This window comes from Burkholderia sp. AU33423 (genome assembly GCF_002223135.1).
In the GTDB taxonomy this organism is placed as follows: Bacteria; Pseudomonadota; Gammaproteobacteria; order Burkholderiales; family Burkholderiaceae; genus Burkholderia; species Burkholderia lata_D.
Map to the genome: position 1 here is coordinate 467,385 of NZ_NKFH01000009.1, position 24,271 is coordinate 491,655.

A 24,271-nucleotide genomic window follows, 5' to 3' on the forward strand; every position below is an offset into this window, starting at 1 on the left:
CGGTACAATAATTGGGAGGCGTATACTTTTGCCATGGACAATCCACAACAAATCGGTAACCGGCGCGGTCAGAAATCACGCCAGGAAATCCTCGACGCGGCGGCTCGTGTCATGTCGGCCTATGGCTATGCCGGCACATCGATGTCTGCGCTGGTCGAAGCGACCGGCATCCCGAAGAGCGCGATCTACCATCACTTCGGCTCCAAGGCCGGATTGCTCGCGGAAGTGATGGCGCAAGGCGCGCGGGGGTTTTTCGATGCGATGCGCAATGCGCACGCGAACCCGCCCGACGGCACGCCGCGCGAGCGGCTGGGCTGGTATCTGCAGAAGACCGGCGAGGTCTTCCTGCATCGCGAGAATTTCCTGCGCCTGCTGTTCGTGATGGTCATGAGCAACGAGGCGGCGGAGCCGGAAGCGATGCAGACCGTCGTCGATGTGCGTAATGAAGGTCGCGACTACATGCGCGAAATGATTCGCAACGCGTTCGGCCAGGATGGCAAGGGGATGACCGCCGCCGCCGCGGACGATCTCGCGTACTTCGGCATGATGGGTTTCGACGGCGCGTTCGTCTCGTTGCAGTCCGGCGACCCGAGATCGATGACGAAACACATGGCGCAACTGACCGATGCACTCGTCGCGCTGGGCGAGACGCGGCCCACCCCGGCCCGCAAGACGGCTTCGCGTCAGGCCGCGGCGCCGCGCAGCGCATCGAAGCGCAGCTAGGCGCGCTGGCCGCGAACGGCAGCGCGCTACGCGTCGTCGCGCAGCGCAGCATGGATTGCGGGGCGACCGTGACGCCGCCGCGCGACTCGCCGGGCGCTGCGCGCGAGGCCGCCCGGGGGCTGGCCGGAAGCTTCCGGCGAATGCCCGCCGGGCAATCGAGCGACCGTTCGCAACCGGAATGCCGGGCATCGCAAACCCGAGCCGCATTTCGCCGGCATTGAAGGTAAACTCGTCCGCAATTTCCCGTCTCTTACCCACCGCCCGCCGGGCGGCTCATTTTCCGGAGATCCACCATGCGAACCAGCGCCCGCAACCATTTCGCCGGCCAGGTCAGCGCCGTCAAGACCGGTGCCGTCAACGACGAAATCACGCTCCGCACGCAGGACGGCCTCGACATCGTCGCCGTGATCACCCACGGCAGCGCGGCTTCGCTGGGCCTCGCGGCCGGCTCGAAGGCATTCGCGCTCGTGAAGGCGTCGTCGGTGATCGTGATGGTCGACGTCGACAGCAGCAAGGTGTCGGCCCGCAACTGCGTCGCGGGCACCGTATCGTCGGTCGCGAAAGGCGCGGTCAATTCGGAAGTCGTGATCAAGGCCGCGGGCGGCGCCGAGATCGTCGCGATCGTCACCAACGACAGCGTCGATCGCCTCGGCCTCGCGAGCGGCACGGCTGCGTCCGCGATCTTCAAGGCATCGAGCGTGATCGTCGGCGTCGAGTGAACGCATGACGATCGCGATGGCGATCCGTTTGGCACGACGCATTCACACGAATCGCGCCGTGCGGCTGCCGGTGGGATGCGTGCGATGACAACCGCGTTCGATCACGCTCGGCAACGAGCGCTGCAGTCGTTGTTGTCCGCAGCGGCCAGTGCCGACACACCCGATGCACGCCTGTTCGGCGCACTCGTTGCGGCACGCGCGCGCCGTGATGAAATCGGGCTGCTCGGCCTGTCTCATCCGCACCTGGCCGGCCTGCTGACGCGGCAGTTTCCGCGCCTGCCTGCGGCCGATGTCGCAGCGCTCGCGCCAACGGCCGCGATGGCAGTGCTGCCATCCACTCACGCGGCGTTCGTCACAACGCTGCACACGCGGCTGATGAACAACGCGAATCCCGCCGCCGACCGCGACGACGCCGGCTGTCTCGCGTCGATCATCGCGCACGCCTGCCTGCGCCCCGATCATCTGTGGCGCGATCTCGGGCTCGACGGGCGCGACGCGGTATCCGCGATGCTCGATCGCTATTTCCCCGCGCTTGCCGCGCGCAACATCGCTCACCTGCGCTGGAAGAAATTCCTCGCACAGGAAGTGGCCGCCTCGCTCGATGTGCCGCCGGGCCCTGCCCCCGGGTGCCCGGGCTGCGAGGATTTCGGCTTTTGCTTTCCTCACGCGCAATAACCACCGCGGCGGCCGGGCTGCCCATTCGAGTCGTCGCATCGCCATCCGGAGAACCCGCCATGACCGACATTGCAAGCCCCAACCTGCCGTCGCGCGATTTCGAAATCACGTCCCGGTTCTACGAAAAACTGGGGTTCGCCGAGACCTGGCGCGATGACGGCTGGATGATCCTCAAGCGCGGCGACCTGTTGCTGGAATTCTTTCCACACCCCGAACTCGATCCGGCGACGAGCTGGTTCAGTTGCTGCTTCCGGCTCGCGGACGTCGGCAGGTTCTTCGACGACGTGCTCGCAGCCGGCATTCCGGAGCAGGCGACCGGCTGGCCACGCGCGCACCGGCCAACTCGCGAAGCCTGGGGCGGCACGGTCGGCGCACTGATCGATCCGGATGGTTCGCTGATCCGGCTGATCCAGACCGAAGACTAGGCTCGCCCCCGCTGCTGCGGTCGCGCTCGGGCGGCGCTGCAAACAGATGCGCGCGCGATGCAATGCACGCCCCATAAACGGTTACCTTGCAAACCGTATCGCCTGCTGTTCATGACGCGGTCAATGCCGATGCCGGTGATGAATGTCCGGAAAATGCGCATGGCTGTGCGTGATCGGCAGATGCACGTGCGGATGCGTATGCGGTTCGTTGCCGTCGTACGCAAAATCGTGCGCATGCTGGTGATGTTCGTCGTGCCGATGCCGATGCGTGTGCTCGAGCTGCTCGTGCGTGTGCGCGTGTTCATGCCGTTCGCGAACGTGAAGCCAGATGCCGAGCGCCATCAGCACGGCAGCGATCCAGAACGTCGCGGGCGGCAGCGCGGGCCAGATCAGCAGCGACAGCACGACGCCGAACAGCGGCGCGATCGAGAAATAGGCTCCCGTGCGCGCGCTGCCGAGATGACGCAGTGCGACGACGAACAGCACGAGGCTGATCCCGTAGCCGCCGAGCCCCGTCAGCATCGCGGCAGCCGTGACCGGGACAGCCGGCAGCGTCGCGCCGGTCGCCAGCGCGATGCCGATGTTCACGGGTCCGGCGATCAGCCCCTTCGCGCACGCGATGACCATCGCGTCGTTCGCGGCCACCTTGCGGGTCAGGTTGTTGTCGACCGCCCAGCACAGACACGCTCCGACGATCAGCAACGCGCCGACCGGCACGCCGGCCTGGCCCGGCGTCCACGACAGCAGCGTGCCGCCGGCGACGATCGCGACCATCCCGAGGAACACCTGCGAATCCACGTTCTCGCGAAACACGACCCACGCGATGACAGCCGTCAGCACGCCCTCGAGATTGAGCAGCAACGCGCTCGTCGCTGCTGGCGTGCTCGACAGCCCGAGCATCAGCAAAGCCGGGCCGGCCACCCCGCCCGCCGCAATCGCGCCGGCCAGCCAAGGCAGGTCTGCACGCTGCAGCGGCGCGGCGCCTGCGGTCGGTGCGTGCCGGTTGTGCAGGCGGCGAAACAGGATACCCATACCGAGCCCGACGCCGCTGCCGAGATAGAACAGGCCGGCGACCATGAACGGCGACATCGCGCCGATCAGCGCCTTGGCGAGCGGTGTCGCGGCGCCGAACAGCGCGGCAGCGGTGAGCGCGACGAGAATCGCGGAATGTCTCGAGTGCATGATCCGGTTTGTATTGACGTTGAAAGGCGCCGGCCGTCGCAGCGGGTCGCGTCGCGGTGGGCTTGTCGTACCTTTCGCAATGCAAGCTGCATCGCAGGCGGCCAGCTTGCGCGCGACCTGACGGCCTCGGCGAGATTATCGCGCGTCATCATGTCACGATGACCGGACGCAAACGTCCACGCGCCAGTCAGTGGTTTCATCATGCCTCTATGTTAGGAAAACGAATTAATTGAACGACGCGTTGCCGTATTCGGGGCATGCGTACCGTCCATGCGCAAACGACACAATCGAAACAACGCGCGTGCAGCGTCGATCGGCGAACTTTCTTCGTCCGGTCGCGTGGTCTGTTCGAGGTGGGACAGGTAAGAGCCCGGCACGTCGAGCACCGGTGGGAGCAGTCCTGACCTGCCTCGGTCGAGGCAGGTCAGTCCGTCGTGTCATTCACCGCGGGCGATGTGCCTGCGGGACTGCGCCGTGCGATATGCAGCGGCGCGGTGCGGATTACGCGTTTCCGGCCGTTTGCTGCTCGACCTGCGGCGCTGCGTCGGCTTGCGCTTCCACGTTGGCCGGTTGCGGCTCGGCGGCGGCCTCGGCCGGCTGTTCGGCCTTCGGCTGCTGCGGCGCGCCCTTGGCCGCTTGTGCCGCGCCCTTGCCGGGGCGGCGTGCCTTCAGCCGGCGCGCCCGCGCTGCGTCGTCGTGCGTGACACGCCCTGCTTCGTTACCCTGCAGATCGACCCGCACGGCGTCTTCGACGAGGCACGACCAGTAACGGTTGCCACGGCACCACGTCGACATCGCTTCACGCAGTTCGGCTTCGTTGAGCCCGACGGCCTGTGCTTCACGTGCGAGGTCGTCCCAGATACCGACCTTGAGCGGCACTTTGGGGGCCGGATTCTTCGGGAACGCACGCGGAAACTTACGCTGCAGTTTGCCGATCGCAACGATGACCGGATCGACCGGCGCCGCCGGCTTCGCCGAAGCCGGCTTCGCGCGGTGCGCTGCTTTGCCGCCGGCCGCAGCCGGCTTGGCGCCACGCTGCGGCTGGTCGCCGGACTTCGGCTTCGCGCCGGTGTCCGCCGGCGCTGCCGGCCGCTTCGCGTTGCGCTCCTGCTTGGCCTTCGCTGCGAGCTGCGCCCGCAATTCGGCAAGTTGTTCAAAACCCATAAATTCAATCCACCAGGAATATAAGGTGTGGTTCGTGCGGCCATGCCGCGCGGCGCACAAGCTTCGCCGCCATGCGTGCGACCCGTCTGCCGCCGATGCGGAATACGACGGGGCCGCATCGCGCACGCCACTCTGTTTTCAGGCACCCGGCCACGATGCCGGACAAGGCAGGAGTGGAAGTATACCGGTACGCGCGGCGGCCGGTTGACTCACTGGTCTGCATTGGCCTGATTCGGGGTACCGGAAATGCGTCCATGCGGTCGTGTTGCGCATTATATGGATACGTTTCCCGAAGTCACGCCGTTCACGCTCGTTGGCGGAAATCGGGGCCATCTTCCGTATCGCGATTGCCCCGGCGGTACTGATCGACGTCCGACATGTGGTATTGCGTCCGGGACGTCGAATGCAATCGTGCCGTATCGGTGCGTCGCGGGCCCCGCCTGCGATTCTGCATCCCGGTTAGCGGCGTCGGCCGCGTGCGAATCAAAGATCACGGCGATGGATCCGCGCAAGCGCCGTGCCCATTCGAAAGCATCGGTGCCCGCACACGACTCGTTGCGTCCGCACCCATCCCGTGGCGCACGAAGAGGCCGAAAAGTGCGTAGTATGGCCGGATCGATGTCGTCGGCAGCGTACCTCGGCCCGTTTCGCCTAGTCCCACGGGCGAGCCGCCGGCATCACGCTTGCCAGCCAAAAGAACGAACCGGTTGTACGAAACGGAGCAGATACATGGTTCCCCCACACGACATCCCGCACGACGGCATCATGCGCGAGGAGATTCACCATCGGCAGATCGATATGCGCGGCTATCGGCGCAGCGACGGCCGGTTCGAAGTAACGGCCTGCCTCTCGGACCGCAAAACCTTTGATTTCACGCCGCCGGGCGGCACGCGAACGGTCGCTGCGCTGTCGCCGATCCACGACCTCGGCGTGACACTGGTCTTCGACGCCGACATGGTCGTCCGCGCCGTATCCACGTTCCTCCGGTCGCATCCGTATGCGCAGTGCCCGGGCGGCGGCGACTCGCTGCAGGCGCTCGTCGGACTGAGCATCGGCGCGGGGTGGAACAGCGAGATTCGCAAACGCCTGCCGTCCTGCGATACGTGCACGCACCTGAAGGAGTTGCTCGGCCCGATCGCCACCACGGCCTATCAGACGATGGTCGGCATGCGGAAGTCGTCGCTCGAGGCGCGCGACAGCGACGGAAAGCCGCTCAAGATCGACAGCTGCCATGCCTATGGCGCATCGCGCGATCTCGTGAAACGTCTTTGGCCCGAATATCACCAGCCTTCCGAGACGGCGAAGGGCAGCTAAAGGCCCGGCATTCGGCCAGTGCCGTACCGGCAGAATGCGCGCGTCGCGTGCGCAAACGTGCGTCGAACAGTCGTCGCAGTTGCAGCGCCTGCGATCAAAAAACGCCCAGTGCAAGCCCCGCTGCAAGACCGGCGCCCAATTCGGCACAGCGCGCGAGATCGCCGGCGTCGATCGTCTTCGCCGCGAGGATGCGTTCCGGCGTCTGCGCGTGCGTGCAGACGATCAGGCCCGGCGCCACATTCTTCAACCGCCATCCGGTCGCGATCCGGTCGATCTGGCGCAGCGCGTTCTGCCCGTCGCTTCCCGCGCAGATCATCACCGCATACGGGCGGCCGTTCACGCGATCGAGCGCCGCGTAGTAGCAGCGGTCGAAGAAATCCTTCATCAGCCCGGACATCGCCGCGAGATTCTCCGGCGTGGCGAACAGATAGGCGTCGGCGGCCAGCACGTCGGCCGCGCTCGTCGCATCGGCGCGCTGCAGCCTCACGTCGACGCCCGTTTGCTCGCGCGCAGCGCCGGCGGCCGCTTCGGCCATCTGTTGCGTGCCTCCGGTCATCGTGTGATAGACGATCAACAGCGTCTTCATTCGTCGTTACTCACGTTCGGTTTCAGGTGCGCTGACGGCATCGCCGATTTCCGCTGAATGGCCGGAGACCCGATGAGGCAATCCCGCATTCGCTTGCGCGGATCTGCCGGTTTGCCGGCTCGTCGTTGCGACGCACGTATCGATCGTGCACGTCGCACCAGGCTCGATTCGCGCAAGTTCGACCGGATACACGATCAGTCCGTTACGTCGCGCGATGCGTCGGTGTGTTCCGGTTGCGCGTAGTACGCGAGAAACATGTCGGCAGCGGATTCAGCGACTTTTTGTTGCTCGGGTGCCGCGAGCGGCGGCTGGCCCATCGTTACCTGCGGCCAGAACGCGAATACCTTCACGACACCGTGCAACTGGTGCGCGGCAAACACCGGATCGGTAACCGACAGGCGTCCGGCGGCCGCGGCCGTCCGCACCCAGACTGTCATGTCTTCCTCGCGTTCGCCGAGGCGCTCGACCATGTCACGCGCACGTTCCGGCGAATGGATGGCCGCACCGATCGCGACGCGTGCGAGCGACAGAAATGCCTCGTCGCTGAGCAGGCGCATTTTGCGATCCAGCAACGCAAGCAATTGTTCGCGCAGGGGCACATCGGCACGATAGGTTGGCGAACTGCCTGTCCGGGTCGCGTCCCACATTTTTTGCAGGATGGCGGCGAACAACGTTTCCTTGCCCGGGAAGTGGTTATAGACCGTGCGCTTCGACACGTCGGCACGCGCAGCAATGCGGTCCATGCTGGTCGCGTCGTAACCCGACGCGAGAAATTCCTCGATGGCCGCGTCGACGATGGCCGCGCGCTTTCGATCGGTCAGGCGCTGAGGGGGAGTACTGGTATCCATTCAGAAATTTTACACCGGGTAGTTTACTTATCCCAGAAATAAACTACACTGTTTAGTGTACTTTCTATTCCGGACGAACCGACATGGCATCGCCTCTCGTTTTGATTCATCGCATTCTGGGTTTGGCGGCCGCCCGGCGCGGCCGCGCACTGTCTGGCGGCTCGCCGCAGCACAATGGCGAGCGTTTCAGCAATGTCGCGCCCCGTCCGGTCGAGGGGTTGGGCAAGACGCTCGGGATCGCCTGGAACGTGCTGTTCAACAAGCCGCGCAATACCATGCCCGCAGGGCGGCTACCCGTCGACTCGCTGACGCGCGCGGAACTCGACGCTGCCCCCGATCGCAGCCTGTACCGGCTTGGCCATTCGACGCTGCTGCTCAAGCTGCGCGGCGAATTCTGGCTGACCGATCCCGTGTTCGCCGAGCGCGCGTCGCCGTTTCGGCGCGTCGGGCCGAAGCGTTTCCATGCGCCGCCGATCGCGCTTGAAGATCTTCCGCCGCTGCGCGGCGTGATCCTGTCGCACGATCACTACGATCATCTCGACCGCGACACGGTGCTCGCGCTCGCGGCAACCACCGGCGTGTTCGTGACAACGCTGGGTGTCGGCGACCGCCTGATCGAATGGGGCATCGACGCGAACAAAATCCGTCAGCTCGATTGGTGGCAGAGCGTCGACGTCGCCGGCCTGACACTGACCGCGACACCTGCCCAGCACTTTTCCGGGCGCAGCCTGTTCGACGGCAACAGCACGCTGTGGGCGTCCTGGGTCATCGTCGACGACGACCTACGCGTGTTCTTCAGCGGCGACACCGGCTACTTCGACGGTTTCCGGACGATCGGCGAGCGCCTCGGGCCGTTCGATGTCACGCTGATCGAAACAGGCGCCTACGACGCGCAATGGCCGTACGTGCACATGCAGCCGGAAGAGACCGTGCAGGCGCACATCGATTTGCGCGGACGCTGGCTGGTCCCGATTCACAACGGCACGTTCGATCTCGCGATGCATCGCTGGCAGGAACCATTCGAGCGCGTCACGGCACTGGCGATCGTGCGAGGCGTCGATCTGTCGACGCCCAGGATGGGCGAACGCCTTGCACTCGACGAACCGCATCGCGGCGAGCGGTGGTGGCGCACGGTCGACGAGCGCGTGACGTCCGTTGCCACGAAATCGCGCCGCTGGACGCTTTGCGCGTCGCAGGCCACGAAGTAAAGCCCACCATCGTTGTACATTTTTTCCCCGGAGCGCGGCAATGCCGCGACTCCGGTAGGCGCGTTGCCGGCGTACCCGCACGTCGACGGGCTGTCTGTAGACCCGATTCCCTGAGTAGAGAAGTCATGCCTCCGGCACCCGTCCGATACGCACCAGGCCAACCCGTCGACGACGCCACCATCGCCGCATTCAACCCGGCAGTCCCCCGATCGACGAGCCATAGCCGGGAGAACGACCTGCGGCAGACGCTCGCAGAGCGCGTCGCGAGATGGACGAAAGACGTCGATCACCTCACCACGGCCATTCCGAACCTGAGCCTCCATCGAAGGGAGGCGACAACGCAGCCGATGGACTGCATGGTCGAGCCGAGCTTCGGTCTCGTCGTCCAAGGCACGAAGCGGCTCATTCAGAGCGGCGATGTGTATCTCTGCGACGCCAACCGCTTTCTGATCACGTCTCTCGACTTGCCCGGTTCGACGCAGGTCATCGAGGCCAGCCGCGAAAGGCCGTTTCTCGGAATCGGGCTCAAGCTTGATTTTCGGGTCATGGCTGAACTGATGGCGCAGGTCGCAGCGGATCACGAGGAAGCCCCTGCCGGCCGCGGCCTCGTCGTCGGGGATATGAACGAACCGCTCTACGACGCAGTGAATCGCTTGCTGGCGTTGCTGGATGATCCGAATGCCATTGCAGTTCTTGCACCGTACGTCGAGCGGGAAATCTATTACCGGCTGCTGACGAGCGACCAGGGCGCGCGTCTGCGTCAGATTGCGTCCGCCGGCAGTCAGGGCAACCGCGTATCGCGGGCGATCCAGTGGTTGCGGGCCCATTACGACGAGTCGCTTCGCGTCGACGATCTGGCGGCGCAGGTACAAATGAGCAGCTCGACCTTTCACCACCACTTCCGCCAGCTCACCGGCATGAGTCCGCTGCAGTACCAGAAATGGATTCGGCTAAACGAAGCACGTCGACTGATGCTGTCCGAGCGGCTCGATGCCGCGTCGGCATCGTTCAGGGTCGGATATGCGAGCCCGACTCAGTTCAATCGCGAATACAGCCGGTTGTTCGGTAATTCTCCGCGGAGAGATATCGATAGCCTGCGAAGTGGAGCGGATGTTGTTCTGTCGGTGGCCACAACGTATTGATCTCAGGGACGGTACTTGAGATGCAGGATCCGCGTTTGGTGGTATCCGTAGAAAGGTTGCATCGATTCTCCACGTGAAAGGTCGATCCGGTTGAGCCAAACGAGCGCAGCGGGATACGCGCTTGTTGCTGACCGCCGGATTGATTGCCAGGCAGCCCGCCACGAATTTCGATTTGAGTATCGAGCGGTCCGACCGACACCCGAACTCGCAAGTGTTCCATCGGCGGGAGACGGGTCGTCTCATACCGACCTCGTGAACTGATGGGGGCTTTGCCCCCTCTGCAACCAAGTCGCCTTAGTGCCCTCCTGTCGCTCGGCCACGTACTCTCCAGTGCCGGAAGTCTCGCGCCACGTTCCGGCCCAACGATTCGCGCGGTGAGAGTGTGCGTTGTCACGTGACAACTCTCGCTGAGAGATCAGCGCAGGCACCTAATATGAGTGTTCTGCATCGTGTCGTGAGGTATCAGATTCGCCTCACTTCGATTCAGCTCGATATCAGTCCAACAAAGACGTCTTGAATACTACATATTACGTATCGAATGAGACAATTTGCAGTGCATCCTTACCGTCTTTGGCACGAAGCATGCGAAATGATCATACGCCCCTATTTACAAGGGCGATATCGGCGATTGGGCGTGAAACAACATGAAGAATAGAGCGCAACCCATTGCCAGATAAGGATTTCCACGAACGTCGAATTTCCTGGAAATGTTTCACGATCCGGCCCGTTTGAGTTGTCAGCGGCCTTCAACACTGCAGTTCGTCGCAAATCAGAGCCTCGCATGCAGAGTTGTAGCGCAGAAGCTCCTGGCTTAACCCAAGGCTACGCGCGACCAAGGTCGTACCCTCCCCTTCCGACCAACACATGGGCAAAGTTGATCCGAACAAAACACTCCGCATAAATGGGGCCATATCAAACACGCCCGTGATACGTACTCCCGGGTGCAGCCCGGCAAGCTAACCGGCGCCTTTCTTCTGCATATGACTACGGATAGACAATGATGAAGCTCCCGGGTCTGCGAAGCAATTGATGACCATACTCTTCTACATAGGACGCCCTTCGTTCGACATGCGGCGCAAGCCGTCACTTCGACACCCAAGTCCCCCGATACAACACACCAGTTGTCACGTGACAACGCCGCAGCCAATCCAGCCAGGAAGCTGCATATCGCGATAAGTCTGCGACGCGAATCTCTTCTTTATCGATCCACGTGCTCATGCTCTATTGAGTCCGGTCACAACCCCTCCAGAGGAACGATTCAGCACTTCCGTTACCTCCCGCTCTGAATCGATTGTCACGTGACAACTCATCGCACGAGAGGCGGTCATTCCAAATCCAAAGTCGTATTTCGGGCATCGAATGATCTCCCCATTACCATAAGAGCGATCAAATCAACGATTTTCGCGCACTGGGCCACCTTGAGAAGGAGCAAATCCCTTCTGCTTGTCACGTGACAACCACGTTTCGTCGCGACGCCCATGAATTGGCTAACGGAAATTGTGGTGAGTCCTGCCGGAGACACTGCGACCTCAAGCGGCCCATCTCCATTCGCATACGCTGCCATCGACAATCCGTCGAACTTCCTCCCGATGTTCGGAGTAATTTCCAATCGCGATCGTCAGTTTTATTTTTACTCGACCGCCAATCACGACTGACTCGTTAGCCATTCGGCACACTTGTCACGTGACAACCACATCGATCTTCAAGACATACGTCACGTCGAAGGCTTTTCTGGACATTTCGATAACAATTGAATATATTACGCAAAACTCCGTGGAGGAATTTAATGGCTTTCAAGATCGCCGTCAGTAATCAAAAAGGTGGGACTGGAAAGACAACCATCTCCGTCAATATCGCCGCTGCATTCGAAGCCGGCGGCAACAAGGTCGCCCTGATCGATGCCGACCCTCAAGGCACGTCCGTCCGGTGGGTGACGAGCGGCGAGAACACGCTGCCGATGACGGTTCTCTCTCTGGCCCCTGCCGGTCGCGGCATCGGCGGCGAGATCAAGAAACAGGACGCGAACTTCGACGTGATCGTTGTCGACTGTCCTGGCAACCTCGAAGACCCGCGAATCGCCTCCGTACTCGAGGTCGCCGACTTCTGCCTCGTGCCGCTATCACCATCGCCAGCCGATCTCTACAGCACGGTCGCGATGATCCGCATGATCGAGTCGATGCGGTCCGTCCGTAACCCGAATCTTTCTTCCGCATTAATGTTGAATAGCGTTAATGGAAAAACTAAAATGCGTGAAGAAATTTTAAAAATTCTAAGGGCTGAAGAAATAGGGGAGCATCTGCTCGACAGCCAGATCGCGCAGCGCGAGGTCTACCGTCAGACGTTTGCGCTCGGCACCACGATCCATCACCACAATCGATATCTGAAGGGCCTGAAAGAAGCCCGTGCGGAAATCGAAAAGCTGGTCACGGAAATGGCCCAATACATCGCGTCGACGCGCGCTACCGGAGCCGCCCATGGCTAAGGACACCTCGAAGGACAAGAAGCCGACCGGCAACCTGCATCTCGCAGCCGGCCTGCTGCGCGGACTCGCGCAGGAGAATGCGGCACTCGAAACGCGGCTGCCCGAACCGGCGGCTGCACCGAATGTCGTCGGCGAAACGGCACCCGCCAGCGCTCCGGCCTCGGCCACGCCGGCCAGCACACCGGATCTTGGCGCGCCTCAGAAGGTATTGGTCAAGGATTGCATTCCGAACCCGTTCAACCCGCGCGTGTTCTACTCGGAGTCGAGTCTGCACGAGCTCGCGCTGACACTGAAACGGGAAGGGCAGATCGAGCCGATCAAGGTAACGCGCCTTCCGGAGTTTCCCGGCAAGCTCGTGGTGATCGATGGGCAACGCCGGCTCCGCGCGACGAGCATCAACGGCGATGAAACCATCAACGCCACGTTCCGCACGGATCACACGCCTGAGCAGCTCTACACGATCGCATATCGCGCGAACCACGACCACGAACGCCAGACGATCTTCGATGATGCGGTCGCGTGGAAGCGTCTCCTCGACGAGAAAGTCTTTGCCGACCAGAACACGCTGGCGGAAAAGATCGGCAAGGACAAGGCATCGATCAGCAAGACGCTGTCGCTCAACGCGCTCCCGAACACACTCCTGGAGCGGATGGCGAGCGCGAACGACGTGGTCGGCCTGCAGGCTGCATACTTCCTGAAGCTGATCTTCGAACGCCTGGGCGAGCCGACTGCCGACCGGTTGTTGACGGCCGTGATCGACCGGAAAAAGTCGGTTCGTGATCTGGAAAATTTCCTGCGTGCACAAAGCGACGGCAGCAAGAAAGCGGGGCGTACGCGTTACAGCGTTCGCCATGACTTCGCGCTCGAATCGCAAGCGATCGGCCAGTTGAAAACCTATCCGGACGGACGTCTGGATCTGCAGCTCAAGGGCGTCGACGCATCGCACCAGGAAGCGCTCGCCGACAAGCTCAAGACCGTCATCGACGCGTACGTTGCCGAACTGGCAACGGCCACGCAACAGTAACGCGCGAAAAGCAGAAGGCCTCGCATCCGCGTTGCGCCGCGAAGCCGGACGACGACGTCCGGCGCGCGACACACATCCGGCTGCGAGGCCTTGTTCAGTTGCCGGCGAGACTGCTTTTCAGCAGGAATTCCAGCAAGTCGTCCGAGGTCGGTTCGCCCCACGTATCCAGCGCGAGCCATCGGAAGAAGCTGGTCTGCGCGAGCTTGCTCGCCTTCTTCTTCGGCGACAGCGTCAGGTCCTTCGAGCCTGCCACCGTCTCGTTGTAACGCTCGATCAGCTTGGTCTGGTCGTCGATCTCCAGTTCGCGGAAATACGCGCCGGCTTCCTCGACCTTCGCCGCCAGATATTTATCGCGAATCTGCTCCTGCTTGCTCTGCGCAGATTCCTTCGCCGGGGCCGCCGCTTCCGTTCCCTGCCCGTCGGACAGCGTGTAGCCGTGCGTCAGCGCCTTGCGGAAATACGCGGCCACGTTGTCGACCGGCGCCGCATTCTTCTTCGTAGTCCGATTGAGCGTATAGGCAATCGCCGCCTTGATGCGCTGCACGCCGTATTGCGTGATCAGCCGGCGCGCTTCCGAGCGCGGGATGCCGAACTTGGCGACCTCCTCGACCAGCGCTTCGTTCTTGACGTCGCCGTCCTCCACCGTATCGGTGCTCTGCTTGCGCGTCACCTTGAACTGAACCGCCTCCACGCTCCGGCCGGACTTGTGTTCGATCAGCTCGAGCGTGTGATCCGAAACTTCGTTCACCTCCTGAATGCACGGCACCAGGACCTTGCTCTTGAACAGTTTGTATTCCTTGTACGACTGCGACGCCTTGTCCTGGCCGAGAATGAGGTCACGAAATTTCGGCAGCGGAATCTTCGCGGTGATGCCGATCCCCTCGTAGCGCACCGTGTTTTCCCACAACGCGAGCGAGTGCGACCGCCGGAACTCGCGGGCGATTCGCATATCGATCAGTGCGTAGATCTCGGGGTTGAGCAACTCGCTGCGAATCTGGTCGGAGAAGCTGTACTTCAGCACCGATTGCTCGAGCTCCGCGCCGGCGAGCAGGCCCGACGCTTTCCAGACTGTCGATCGATCCGCGGCCAGATAGTCCCAGTTGACGACGGTACTGATCAGCGAGTTGACCGTGTCCTTCACGTACTTCGTATTGTTGCTGTTCAACCCGCTCTCGTGCGACAACGACGCAAGCGAAATCGAAAAGCTCGTCCGGCCCGGCTCGAACGCCTCCTGGCGAAGCGCGTTCTTGATCAGCGAACTGAACATCTTGCGCTGCTGCAGGCCGATCTTTCCGGACTTGGGCGCGATATGAATCGCCTGGACCGCCTTGCGCAGCAAGTCGGGAGGCTCGGGGGTCTGAAACAGCGAAACCTGTTTGTCTGAGCCTTTGCTTGCGGGCTTGCGCGGCATCGTAATGTCCGGATAAGGTCACCTTGTTGAGAGCGGACTTTATACCTTTTCGCGCCAACGAGCAACGTCCTTGTTCCGGATTTACTTGCACTATCTCCGCTAACCTACAGATATAAAAGGAAAATTAACAATCAGACGATCTGTGCGGAACCCCATATCCAGCTACCTTTCGACAAAAATGCCTCCCACAAGCCGCTACCTTTCCTGCCCGGACGCGGAAACCCGGCATGAGATTTGCCCCTGGCAAGGTAACCATCCATGGGAAGCAAATGCGGAGAATCGAGATCGTTGGGCGAATTCGTGGTGCTCTGCAGCACGGACCTGCTTTCTTCCCATAACTTGCTACCTTCACCGATTCCCACAGGAGGGTACCTTTCGACCGGCACCGGCTGCGTTGGCTGCGCTGATTCCAGCCCTGAGGGCAAACATCGCTCCCATAAACGGCAACCCATTGTTTTCCCCATAAAAGGTTACCTGTCGGTCCCATCAACCCTGTCCATGGGAGCCAGCCACAGGAAATCCGGGAGAGAAGCAATCGAGCGACCCCAGATGTGACCCATAACCGGCTACCTTTGAGGGGCCCCATAACCGGCTACCCGAGAAAAATCACTGTGCGACCCGGCGTTCACGGATCCCGAAAAGCGCCCCATAAAAGGCTACCCACGGGCAATCCCATAGACGACTACCCAACGCGTTTCCGGGCCGATTTCCCATAACCGGGTACGCTTGCCCCATATCCACAACCCCGATTCCCCACAACGGGGTACCCCAATCCCCAAATCCACAGACCTTAACTCCCAAGCCGTTACACCTGTGCTCCCATAAATGGGTACCGAACCCCCATCAAACCCTTGTCAGATAAGGCTGTGAGCCGTCTAAAGGTAGTTAAAGAAGTAAACGTGGTTTACAAAAGATGTAAACACACGTGCGCTTCCACAGAAAGACGAACCCCATAAACCGCTACCAATGGGTAGCCGTCTATGGTGTTGCTCGCCTTCAAACCATCGATTCAAGCGTGGAAACAATGACTTGGCGCCCTGTTCTACACAGGCTCCAGGCCCGACAAGGCTCCCAAAAGAGGTGAGTACACACTCACATGAGCCCGAAACGTAGAAACCTATGGGAGAAAAACGAGAAGAAGGCTCCGTTTCCACGCACAGGTTCCCGTTTATGGGATCAAAAAACCGGCTTCGTGACCCCGGCAGCGCGTGTCACCGACCCGCAAAGCGGATCAACGATCCGGAAACATGAATCTCTCTGGTTTCGTTCACAGCAGTTTGAAATCATCCGGGACGGCAGCCGAAGGGTTTTTTGCACTCATGCGTCCCTGTCCGTGGACAAGTTTTTCCGCTTGCCCGCGCGCGTCTCTGGTCAAATTTAGCCTATGGGCTGTGTACAGAGGAATCGACGTCGTTCGCTTTGCTGCCTCGGTTGTCTTCCAACTTTCTACCTTTGGAGCCACCAACCGAAGTTCAATGCTGTGCACCAGGATCACAAGGAGAGGCCCGGGAACGGCTTCCCGCAGATGAACTGGGTGGGGTGGCGCTATCTGCACGCATCGCCGGCTCCTGGGTCGATCCAGGGCACGTCGCCAACCAACGTGAAGATGCGGGCGACCGCGAAGCTCACCGCAATCGAATTCAAGCGATGATCCCGAACATGCTCACCTTCCGGCAGTTCCGAATCCTGTAAAAGCTCACCAACCAGGCGAGGCCGCAGGAATCGGCACGCTGTGCGGGCAGCGGCCTCCGCCTGGATTCCGGGCGAGCCAAGCGGCGGAATGAAAAACCCGTGATTCGCACATGTTGCGCGGTGCGTTCCTGAGCCGAATCGGACGAATCACAAGCGTGGCCGCCACATCGCAACCCGACGTGCCACGGTCACCGGACGAGCGCAGCGACATCGGTGCGGCACCGTCGGCGCAACCGTGAAGTGAATCCCGCCGATCTCTTCACCACACGCGATGTGTTCATACCATTCGTCATACGGACCCACAGGATCACGCGGTGACGCGTTGTACCGGCCCAGGTAGCGCTCGGCATCACAGTGCGGCGATTGGTTGCCGGATCGAATGCTGCGCGCCGTGGTGATGCAATCGTGCATGCGTTGATCGCCGCAAAACCGAATCGTGGTCGTTTATGGGAGGAACCGTCGCTTGAACCGCGTCGACTGGCAACGCGGCACACAGTTCGACTGCTGATGCTGTGATCGTGAATGGTCTGATAACAGTCACCTCAGGCGCGAGCGTGCCGGCAACACCCCCTATGAAACAGTCCTGGGTCATTCACCTCGCACTGCACCGGGCGCACATGACCCATCCTCCGCGCTGAATCGCGGGTACACCGACCGCTCCCTGTCTCCGCCGCAGCGCGAGCGGCACACGCATCGACACGCGCCACACAGTTCGTCCTGTCGGTGACAGTCGACCGGCATCCACGTTGTCTCCCATACGTGTATCCCCATTCCGTTCCCACGTTGGCGCCACATTTTTCGCGGCGCGGTTATGATGCACAGGTCCCGAACTCGGCATGACAACCGATCGGGACAGGGGCGGTATCTCGATGGTCTTTCAATCCGTGATAAACCAGAAAAGAGAGTTCAGCGATGCAAATCCAGATCAGAAAACTCACGCTGGCTGCTACCGCAGCCGCGTTCCTGTTCGGCTCGGCAGTTCCTGCGTTTGCGCAGACCGACGCCAGCGCACCCGCGGCACAGGACGCGAAGGCAGCGAAGAGCCAGGCACGCAAGGCGGCCCGGGCCCAACGCAAAGCAGAGCACAAGGCAGCACGTGCGAAGAACAACGCCGAGCTGAAGAAACTCGAAGACGCCGGTTACAAGCCCGCGGCCAATGATCCGAACTATCCGCAGAACCTGCAGAACGCGGAGAAGAAAGCCGCCGGCGCAAGTCAGTAAGCGCCGGCCGGCGGCAAGCCACGGTTCGATCCGCGGCTTGCCGCGTGCGTCGCGGCTCCGCGGCGCACCTCGAAAACAGCATTCCCGGTATCGACGAAGGCAAACGCGATCCAGGCGCTTGCGTTATTTGTTTCGCATTCCTGTATGTCTCGGCGCGTGCGCTTTGCACACCGACACAGTCAGCTCCGCACTCCCGGTGCCGCCGTATTTCCCGCCACCTTCAACCAGTCCTTGAACGCCCGCACCGCTTCGTCATTCGCGCGTGCCGAGGCCACGTACGTGAAGTAGCGCCACGGCGGCAGTGCCGGTTCGCTGAACGGCTGCACCAGCCGACCTTCTGCGATGTCGTCCGCGACGAGCGCGATCGGTCCCATCGCGACGCCAAGCCCGTCGAGTGCGCCTTGCAGCGTCAGGTAGAAGTGCTCGAGCGTGAGCGAGTGGCGCGGCACGAGATTCGGCTGTCCGGCTGCCGCGAGCCATTCAGGCCACATGCCTGGATAGGTGGCAGCGTGCAGCAGCGTGAAGCCGGCCAGATCGGCAGGCGTATGCAACGGCCGGCCTTCCAGCAGCTTCGGCGCACACACCGGCAGCCGGATTTCGGACAGGAATTCCTCGGCAACGTAACCGTCGATGGCCTGCGGGCCGCCGCGAACGATCAGGTCGACCTTGTCGCGCAGCTTGTCGATCGGCTCGTTCGACGTCGACAGCCGCACCTCGATGGCCGGATGGGCGACCTGGAACGACGACAGCTTCGGCACCAGCCAGCGCAACGAAAACGTCGCGGGGGCGCTGACGCGCAACACGCGCTGCTGCGCGTGGCCGAAATGCTGCGCGGTGGCGAGCGCGATCCGGTCGAACGACGCGCCGACCTCGGCGAGATACGCCCGGCCCGAGTCGGTCAGCTCGACCCGCCGGTTATGGCGTTCGAACAGCGGCCGTCCGAGCCAGGCTTCCAGCTGCTGCACGTGCCGGCTGATCGCGCCATGGGTCACGCACAGTTCGTCCGCGGCCAGCGTGAAACTGCCGAGGCGCGCGGCTGCTTCGAACGCACGCAGCGAATTCAGCGGAGGGAGTCGTCGGGCCATTGCATCGTTCGTGTGATATTTACTCACACGATGGTTCAGGTTTAATCGTTTGATCGGGTGCTCAAGCTCCGCCAATATGGCACACAAACGGCCGGCTCGGCCGAATGATTGTCTGAATTTCTCACATGGAGTGCGGAGCATGCCGAACGTGGTGGTCGTGGGCGCCCAATGGGGCGACGAAGGTAAGGGGCGCGTCGTGGACTGGCTGGCGGCACAGGCCGATCTCGTTGCACGCTACAACGGCGGCCACAACGCGGGTCATACGCTGGTCGTCGGCGACAAGACGTACAAGCTCGCGCTGCTGCCGAGCGGTATCGTGCGCGGCAAGCGCGGCGTGATCGGCAACGGCGTGGCGCTCGATCCGGAAGCGCTGCTCGCGGAAATCGGGCGGATGGCCGAGCTCGGGCTGTCGGTGACGCCGGATAACCTGTCGATCGCCGAGAACGCCACGCTGGTGCTGCCGATCCACCGCGCGATCGATCAGGCTCAGGAGCGTCTGCGCCGCGAGCCGATCGGCACCACGCTGCGCGGGATCGGGCCGGCCTACGAGGACAAGGTCGGGCGTCGCGGGCTGCGCGTCGGCGATCTCGCGGAACCGGGCCGGCTCGCCGCCAAACTGGATGTGCTCGTCGACCATCACAACGCATGGTTCCGCGGCCTGGGGCTCGACGAGTATTCCCGCGATGCGATGCTGGCGACGCTGATCGACCTGGCGCCGCGGATACTGCCGTTCGTGCGCTCCGTCTGGGCCGATCTCAACGACGCGACCGACCGCGGCGAGCGCATGCTGTTCGAAGGGTCTCAAGCCGTGATGCTGGACATCGACTGGGGCACGTACCCGTTCGTGACGTCGTCCGGCACCGTTGCCTCGGCGGCGGCGGCCGGTACCGGGCTTGGTGCGTCGAAGCTCGGCCACGTGCTGGGCGTCACCAAGGCATATGCGACGCGGGTCGGCGGCGGCCCGTTCCTCACCGAGCTGTCCGACGCGACCGGCGAAACACTGCGTGCGCGCGGGCAGGAGTTCGGCGTGAATACCGGCCGACCGCGCCGCTGCGGATGGCTCGATGCCGCGCAGTTGCGCCAGGCCGTCAGGGTCTCGGGCATCGATTCGCTGGCGCTCACCAAGCTCGACGTGCTCGACGGTTTCGAGTCGATCGCGCTGTGCGTCGGCTACGAACTCGATGGCGTGCGGATGGATCATCTGCCGGCGAGCCTCGATGTGCAGTCGCGCGCGAAGCCGGTGTACGAGCGGTTCGACGGCTGGCGCGGCACCGTGAAGGGGGTACGCGAACGTGCGGCGCTGCCGCGCGCCGCGCAGGATTTCATTGCGCGCGTCGAAGCGGTCGCCGGCGCACCGGTATCGATGATCACGACCGGCGCGGAGCGCGACGACACGATCGTGTTGCGTAATCCGTTCGATGCGGCCGCCGGGGCCTAATACGTCATCCATGCCGTGAATCGCGCGGCGGCATCGTGGTCGCCGGGTAGTTTTTGCCGATCCGATGCCGGTCGCGTGCCGGCGCGACGGGGGCGCGTATGCGCTCGGTCCGTACACCGCGCGCAGGGCGACTCGGCGACACGATTCGGCATCCGGATTACGCCGAATACGACGAACTGGACACGTCTGCACTGCTGCTGTACTGTTCCGCACAATTCGCGCCAGACCGGCCTGCGCCGGCGCTGCCGGCACTATGGCCGCACGGTGGCGCGACGTGATCTCAATCCCGGGGACAGGCCGATGGACACGTTACAGATGATGCGCATTTTCGTCCGGGTGGCGGAGGAGGGCAGCTTCACGAGCGCCGCCCAGCGCCTGGACATCACGACGGCCTACGCATCGCGGTCGGTCGCGCAGCTCGAAACGCATCTGCGCACGCGCCTGCTCAACCGCAGCACACGCCGTATCGCGCTGACCGACGCCGGGCAGCGTTATCTCGATCGCTGCCAGCGCATCCTCGGCTATATCGACGAAGCGGAAGCCGAGGCGGCCGACGCACAGGCGAAGCCGTCGGGACGGCTGCACGTTCACGCGACGACGAGTTTCGGCCAGTCCTACGTGGTGCCCGCAGTCGTGCGCTACCGTGAGCGCTATCCGTCGGTTGCGGTCGAACTGACGCTGTCGCAGCATGTGCCCGACATCATCGACGAAGGCTATGACGTATCGCTGCAGTTGAGCACGACGGAGTTGCCTGATTCCGGGCTCGTGTCGCAGCGGCTCGGCGACGTGGGCAGCGTGCTGTGCGCGTCACCCGCATACCTGAAGGCGCGCGGCACGCCGCAGACGGTGAGCGACCTCGCCGGGCATGCGTGCCTGCAGATCGTCACGCCGCTCTTTCCGCGCGACCGTTGGCATCTCGATGGCCCCAACGGACGCGAAACGTTCGAACTGCCACTGCCGGATTTCCAGGTGAACATCGCCGATGCGCTCGGCGCCGCGCTGCGTGCCGGGCTCGGGATCGGTTCGCTGCCGATGTCGGCCGCCCTGCCCGGGCTCGCGAGCGGCGCGCTGGTGCGCGTGCTGCCCGAATACCGGTTGCAGAAGCTGACGGTCTATACGCTGTACGCGTCGCGCCAGTATCTCGATGCGAAGATCCGCACGTTCGTCGATTTCCTGCGCGAATGCGTGCCCGAGTTGCTCGCTGCCGACGAGGCTGCGCTGACCGCTTCCTGCAAGTCCTGAAGTCGAACCTTCGGCATGTGAGCCCGAGGCTTCGCATCAAACGATAAATAATCCGTAGTCCTTTGTTTTGCGCGGATGTCGGCAGCGTCCTCGCGACCGACCCGGGCAATGATGCCCGGGTAACCGGCGTGCCCTTATGAAAGCGCTTGCTTTCGTTATCGAACATCGTTGGTTCGGTGCGTGGCGCCAACCCCCTAGAATCGGTTCGACCGGTTTTATCGCATGCGTGCGCAACGCCGCATCCTCTTCATCGAACCCGATACGACATGGCAGACCAACACTCCACAACCCGCCGCCGGCTCCTGCATGCCGGCCTGGCGATCGCGGCGGGCGCCGCCGCACATCCGGGCTTTGCGCTGGCGAGCACCGCCGGCGCGCGTACGTTGCGCATCGGCTATCAGAAAGGGCCGTTCAGCCTGCTGAAGGCACGCGGTACGCTGCAGAGCAAGCTCGCGACACTCGGCGTGACCGTCACGTGGACCGAGTTTCCGTCGGGGCCGCCGCAGCTCGAGGCACTGAACGCGGGATCGATCGACTTCGGCGATGTCGGTGAGGCACCGCCGATCTTCGCGCTCGCGGCCGGCGCGCCACTCGTCTATTACGCGCAAACGCCGGCCGGCCCCGCGGCCGAGGCAGTGGTGGTCGCGAAGGATTCGCCGGTCAGGACCTTCGCGGACCTGCGCGGCAAGCGCGTCGCGCTGGTGAAGGGATCGAACACGCACTTTCTGCTGGTCCGGCTGCTGCAGTCCGCCAAGCTCAACTATGGCGACATCTCGCCGGTCTGGCTGTCGCCGTCCGATGCGCGCGCCGCGTTCGAAAATCGTTCGGTCGATGCGTGGATCATCTGGGATCCGTTTCTCGCGGTGGTCCAGCAGGGGTTCGGCGCGCGCATCGTCGCGGACGGCACCGGGCTCGTCGAGAATCGTAGCTACTACTTTGCGTCGCGCACCTATGCGCAGCGCAATGCCGACGTGCTGGACGCGGCCGTGTCGGAATTGACGGCGGTCCAGCGGTGGCTCGATGCGAACCGCGCGCAGGGTGCGGCCGAGTTTTCGAAGCTGTGGGGGATTCCGGAGCCGGCGGTGGCGCTCGCATTTCGCCGCGCGCGCTTCGGTGTCGAGCCCGTCACGCGCGATACGCTTGCGTATCAGCAGCGTATCGCCGATGTGTTCTACCAGACAGGCGTCCTGCCGAAACGTGTCGACGTCAGTCTGGCCGCGCCACCTGCGCTCGCTTGATGGTCCGGCCAGCCAGTAACCGCTCAACGGCGGAATGGCCGTGCCACACCGTCCGCAATCGGGCACACGTCCAGCCGGCCTACGGCGCGACGCGGGATAGCGGCACCGCTTCGTCGCGCAGCTTCAGCACATCGCGGCCCGGCGCATCGCCGAACAGGCGTGCGTATTCGCGGCTGAACTGCGACGCACTCACATAGCCGACACTGCGGCACGCCTGCCGCGCATCCATCGCCGACAGGCACATCAGCCGGCGCGCCTCCTGCAGCCGCAGTACCTTCTGGCATTGCAACGGGCTCATCGACGTGACCGCACGAAAGTGGTGATGGAAGGTCGACGGGCTCATGTCCACCTGCCGCGCGAGCGATTCGACCGTCATCGGGTCGAGGTAGTGGTCGCGTATCCAGGCGACGGCGCGCGAGATGCGCTGCGTCGTCGAATCGGCCTGGCCGACCTGCGCGACGCGTGCACCCGACGGGCCCCGCAGCAGCCGAATGAGGATTTCGTCGACGATCAGCGGCGCGAGCAGGTCGATGTCGTCGGGGTGCGCGATCAGTTGCATCAGGCGCACGACGGCGTCGACGATTTCAGGCTGGGCATCGTGCGTATCGAGTGCACGGCAGTCGACCGCCTTCGGCAGCCCGAGCGGAAACACGCGTGGCGTGAGTGCCGCGATGCGGGCCGGGTCGAGTTCCAGTTGCGCATAAAGGAATGGTTCGGCCGGGCTCGCGCGCATCACGCGGCCGGTGACGGGCAGGTCGGCCGTCGCCACCAGCATCCGCGATTCGTCGATCACGTAGGTGTCGTCGCCGACCTGCGTCGATTTCGCGCCTTGCCCGACGATGCTCAGGCACGCGTGGTGCACGCCATGGTTCCAGTGCGGCGGCGACGCGGAGGCACGCCCGATGCGCATGCCACGTACCGGGAGCGCGAACGTGCCGTCGTGCGGTGCATACGCGGCGATCAGCGCAGCGAGTCGGGCCGTGGGCGACCGGGCCGGCGACCGAGGGTCGTGATCGGGCGTGATGCGCTGTAGCGGCGGCGTTCGGGCGTCGATTTCCATGGTGCGTGAGCGGATGGCGGAGTGGTCGGTGCAAGGTGCGCGGCTGCGATTCCCTGTTGGTGTCCCGGCAGGGGTGCCGGCACGGCGGTCACATCGTACGGCGAGTCGCGCGCACGTGATTGCCTAAACCTGTGGGAAATTAGCCCGATCATCCGGATCTGCATGGCCGGTGACCGCGTCGCTCGCCGCTGCGCGGTGTGCAGCGCACAAATTCGGAAATTAAGGCAAAACAATCGCAGGATCGGGCAAGCCATTTTCCGGCCGTTTTCATACCATTGCACCTGCTGAAACAAACGTGATCCAGTGCGCTCGGGCGATGCGGGCATGAGCGTCGCATGGCCGGCGGGCGCCGCCGGCGTTGTCGCGGCGAACCACTGGAAAAGACTCAGGAC

At 63.2% G+C, this 24,271-nt stretch carries 20 protein-coding genes; 13 read left to right on the forward strand and 7 right to left on the reverse strand.

Annotated features, from left to right (window positions below; translation table 11 throughout):
- Nucleotides 1-141: 141 nt before the first annotated feature.
- From CFB50_RS35105 to CFB50_RS35120, 4 genes are all read left to right on the forward strand, one after another.
- Nucleotides 142-723 (forward strand): TetR/AcrR family transcriptional regulator, encoded by a 582-nt coding sequence (locus tag CFB50_RS35105; RefSeq protein ID WP_373452991.1) that lies wholly within the window; start codon nt 142-144, stop codon nt 721-723.
- 293 nt (nt 724-1,016) lie between these two features.
- Nucleotides 1,017-1,442, forward strand: coding sequence for a TOBE domain-containing protein (locus CFB50_RS35110; RefSeq protein WP_069249909.1), 426 nt, complete (start codon nt 1,017-1,019; stop codon nt 1,440-1,442).
- A gap of 84 nt (nt 1,443-1,526) precedes the next feature.
- Entirely contained in the window at nt 1,527-2,117 is a 591-nt protein-coding gene (locus tag CFB50_RS35115) for a nitrogen fixation protein NifQ (RefSeq protein WP_089449068.1), read from the forward strand.
- Between the two features lie 59 nt (nt 2,118-2,176).
- Nucleotides 2,177-2,542: a bleomycin resistance protein gene (locus CFB50_RS35120; RefSeq protein ID WP_069249910.1), complete on the forward strand. Its 366-nt coding sequence runs from the start codon at nt 2,177-2,179 to the stop codon at nt 2,540-2,542.
- A 120-nt stretch (nt 2,543-2,662) separates the two neighbouring features.
- Here the strand turns inward: CFB50_RS35120 and CFB50_RS35125 are convergent, their stop codons facing one another.
- Both CFB50_RS35125 and CFB50_RS35130 read right to left on the reverse strand, forming a co-directional pair.
- Nucleotides 2,663-3,724 carry a DMT family transporter gene (locus CFB50_RS35125; RefSeq protein ID WP_069249911.1) on the reverse strand — a complete coding sequence of 354 codons (1,062 nt, stop codon included), beginning with the start codon at nt 3,722-3,724 and terminating at the stop codon, nt 2,663-2,665.
- Nucleotides 3,725-4,225: 501 nt separating this feature from the next.
- Nucleotides 4,226-4,888: a ProQ/FinO family protein gene (locus CFB50_RS35130; protein WP_089449008.1), complete on the reverse strand. Its 663-nt coding sequence runs from the start codon at nt 4,886-4,888 to the stop codon at nt 4,226-4,228.
- Nucleotides 4,889-5,617: 729 nt separating this feature from the next.
- Here CFB50_RS35130 and CFB50_RS35135 point away from each other — a divergent pair.
- Nucleotides 5,618-6,202, forward strand: a complete 585-nt coding sequence (locus CFB50_RS35135; protein WP_089449009.1) for a DUF2889 domain-containing protein — start codon at nt 5,618-5,620, stop codon at nt 6,200-6,202.
- A 94-nt stretch (nt 6,203-6,296) separates the two neighbouring features.
- Here CFB50_RS35135 and CFB50_RS35140 read toward each other — a convergent pair whose 3' ends face one another.
- Together CFB50_RS35140 and CFB50_RS35145 are read right to left on the reverse strand one after the other, a co-directional pair.
- Nucleotides 6,297-6,788, reverse strand: coding sequence for a flavodoxin family protein (locus CFB50_RS35140; protein WP_089449010.1), 492 nt, complete (start codon nt 6,786-6,788; stop codon nt 6,297-6,299).
- Between the two features lie 194 nt (nt 6,789-6,982).
- Nucleotides 6,983-7,636 (reverse strand): TetR/AcrR family transcriptional regulator, encoded by a 654-nt coding sequence (locus tag CFB50_RS35145; RefSeq protein WP_089449011.1) that lies wholly within the window; start codon nt 7,634-7,636, stop codon nt 6,983-6,985.
- An 83-nt stretch (nt 7,637-7,719) separates the two neighbouring features.
- Here CFB50_RS35145 and CFB50_RS35150 point away from each other — a divergent pair, with 83 nt between their 5' ends.
- From CFB50_RS35150 to CFB50_RS35165, 4 genes are all read left to right on the forward strand, one after another.
- Complete coding sequence (locus CFB50_RS35150) at nt 7,720-8,844, forward strand: MBL fold metallo-hydrolase (RefSeq protein WP_089449012.1); 1,125 nt, start codon at nt 7,720-7,722, stop codon at nt 8,842-8,844.
- A 125-nt stretch (nt 8,845-8,969) separates the two neighbouring features.
- Nucleotides 8,970-9,986, forward strand: a complete 1,017-nt coding sequence (locus tag CFB50_RS35155; protein ID WP_089449013.1) for an AraC family transcriptional regulator — start codon at nt 8,970-8,972, stop codon at nt 9,984-9,986.
- Between the two features lie 1,786 nt (nt 9,987-11,772).
- A complete protein-coding gene (locus CFB50_RS35160; protein ID WP_011350423.1) occupies nt 11,773-12,468 on the forward strand; it encodes a ParA family protein in 696 nt (231 codons plus the stop codon).
- Nucleotides 12,461-13,492 carry a ParB/RepB/Spo0J family partition protein gene (locus CFB50_RS35165; protein WP_089449014.1) on the forward strand — a complete coding sequence of 344 codons (1,032 nt, stop codon included), beginning with the start codon at nt 12,461-12,463 and terminating at the stop codon, nt 13,490-13,492. The genes CFB50_RS35160 and CFB50_RS35165 overlap by 8 nt, the downstream gene beginning before the upstream one ends.
- Nucleotides 13,493-13,586: 94 nt before the next feature.
- Here CFB50_RS35165 and CFB50_RS35170 read toward each other — a convergent pair whose 3' ends face one another.
- Nucleotides 13,587-14,903 carry a replication initiation protein gene (locus CFB50_RS35170; RefSeq protein WP_039369202.1) on the reverse strand — a complete coding sequence of 439 codons (1,317 nt, stop codon included), beginning with the start codon at nt 14,901-14,903 and terminating at the stop codon, nt 13,587-13,589.
- A 2,604-nt stretch (nt 14,904-17,507) separates the two neighbouring features.
- Between CFB50_RS35170 and CFB50_RS35175 the strand changes: the two genes are divergently transcribed.
- A complete protein-coding gene (locus CFB50_RS35175) occupies nt 17,508-17,816 on the forward strand; it encodes a hypothetical protein (RefSeq protein ID WP_046547226.1) in 309 nt (102 codons plus the stop codon).
- Between the two features lie 179 nt (nt 17,817-17,995).
- Here the strand turns inward: CFB50_RS35175 and gcvA are convergent, their stop codons facing one another.
- The gene (gene gcvA / locus CFB50_RS35180; protein WP_089449015.1) at nt 17,996-18,901 is read right to left on the reverse strand and encodes a transcriptional regulator GcvA; all 906 of its coding nucleotides are present in this window, start codon (nt 18,899-18,901) and stop codon (nt 17,996-17,998) included.
- A gap of 139 nt (nt 18,902-19,040) precedes the next feature.
- Between gcvA and CFB50_RS35185 the strand changes: the two genes are divergently transcribed.
- The 3 genes from CFB50_RS35185 to CFB50_RS35200 all read left to right on the forward strand — a co-directional run bounded on the left by CFB50_RS35185 (nt 19,041) and on the right by CFB50_RS35200 (nt 22,819).
- Complete coding sequence (locus tag CFB50_RS35185; RefSeq protein ID WP_089449016.1) at nt 19,041-20,339, forward strand: adenylosuccinate synthase; 1,299 nt, start codon at nt 19,041-19,043, stop codon at nt 20,337-20,339.
- Between the two features lie 300 nt (nt 20,340-20,639).
- Entirely contained in the window at nt 20,640-21,581 is a 942-nt protein-coding gene (locus CFB50_RS35195; protein WP_089449018.1) for a LysR family transcriptional regulator, read from the forward strand.
- A gap of 266 nt (nt 21,582-21,847) precedes the next feature.
- Nucleotides 21,848-22,819 (forward strand): aliphatic sulfonate ABC transporter substrate-binding protein, encoded by a 972-nt coding sequence (locus tag CFB50_RS35200; protein ID WP_089449019.1) that lies wholly within the window; start codon nt 21,848-21,850, stop codon nt 22,817-22,819.
- Nucleotides 22,820-22,898: 79 nt separating this feature from the next.
- On the opposite strand, the gene CFB50_RS35205 is transcribed toward CFB50_RS35200, so the two are convergent.
- Nucleotides 22,899-23,879 (reverse strand): AraC family transcriptional regulator, encoded by a 981-nt coding sequence (locus tag CFB50_RS35205; RefSeq protein ID WP_089449020.1) that lies wholly within the window; start codon nt 23,877-23,879, stop codon nt 22,899-22,901.
- Between the last annotated feature and the right edge of the window lie 392 nt (nt 23,880-24,271).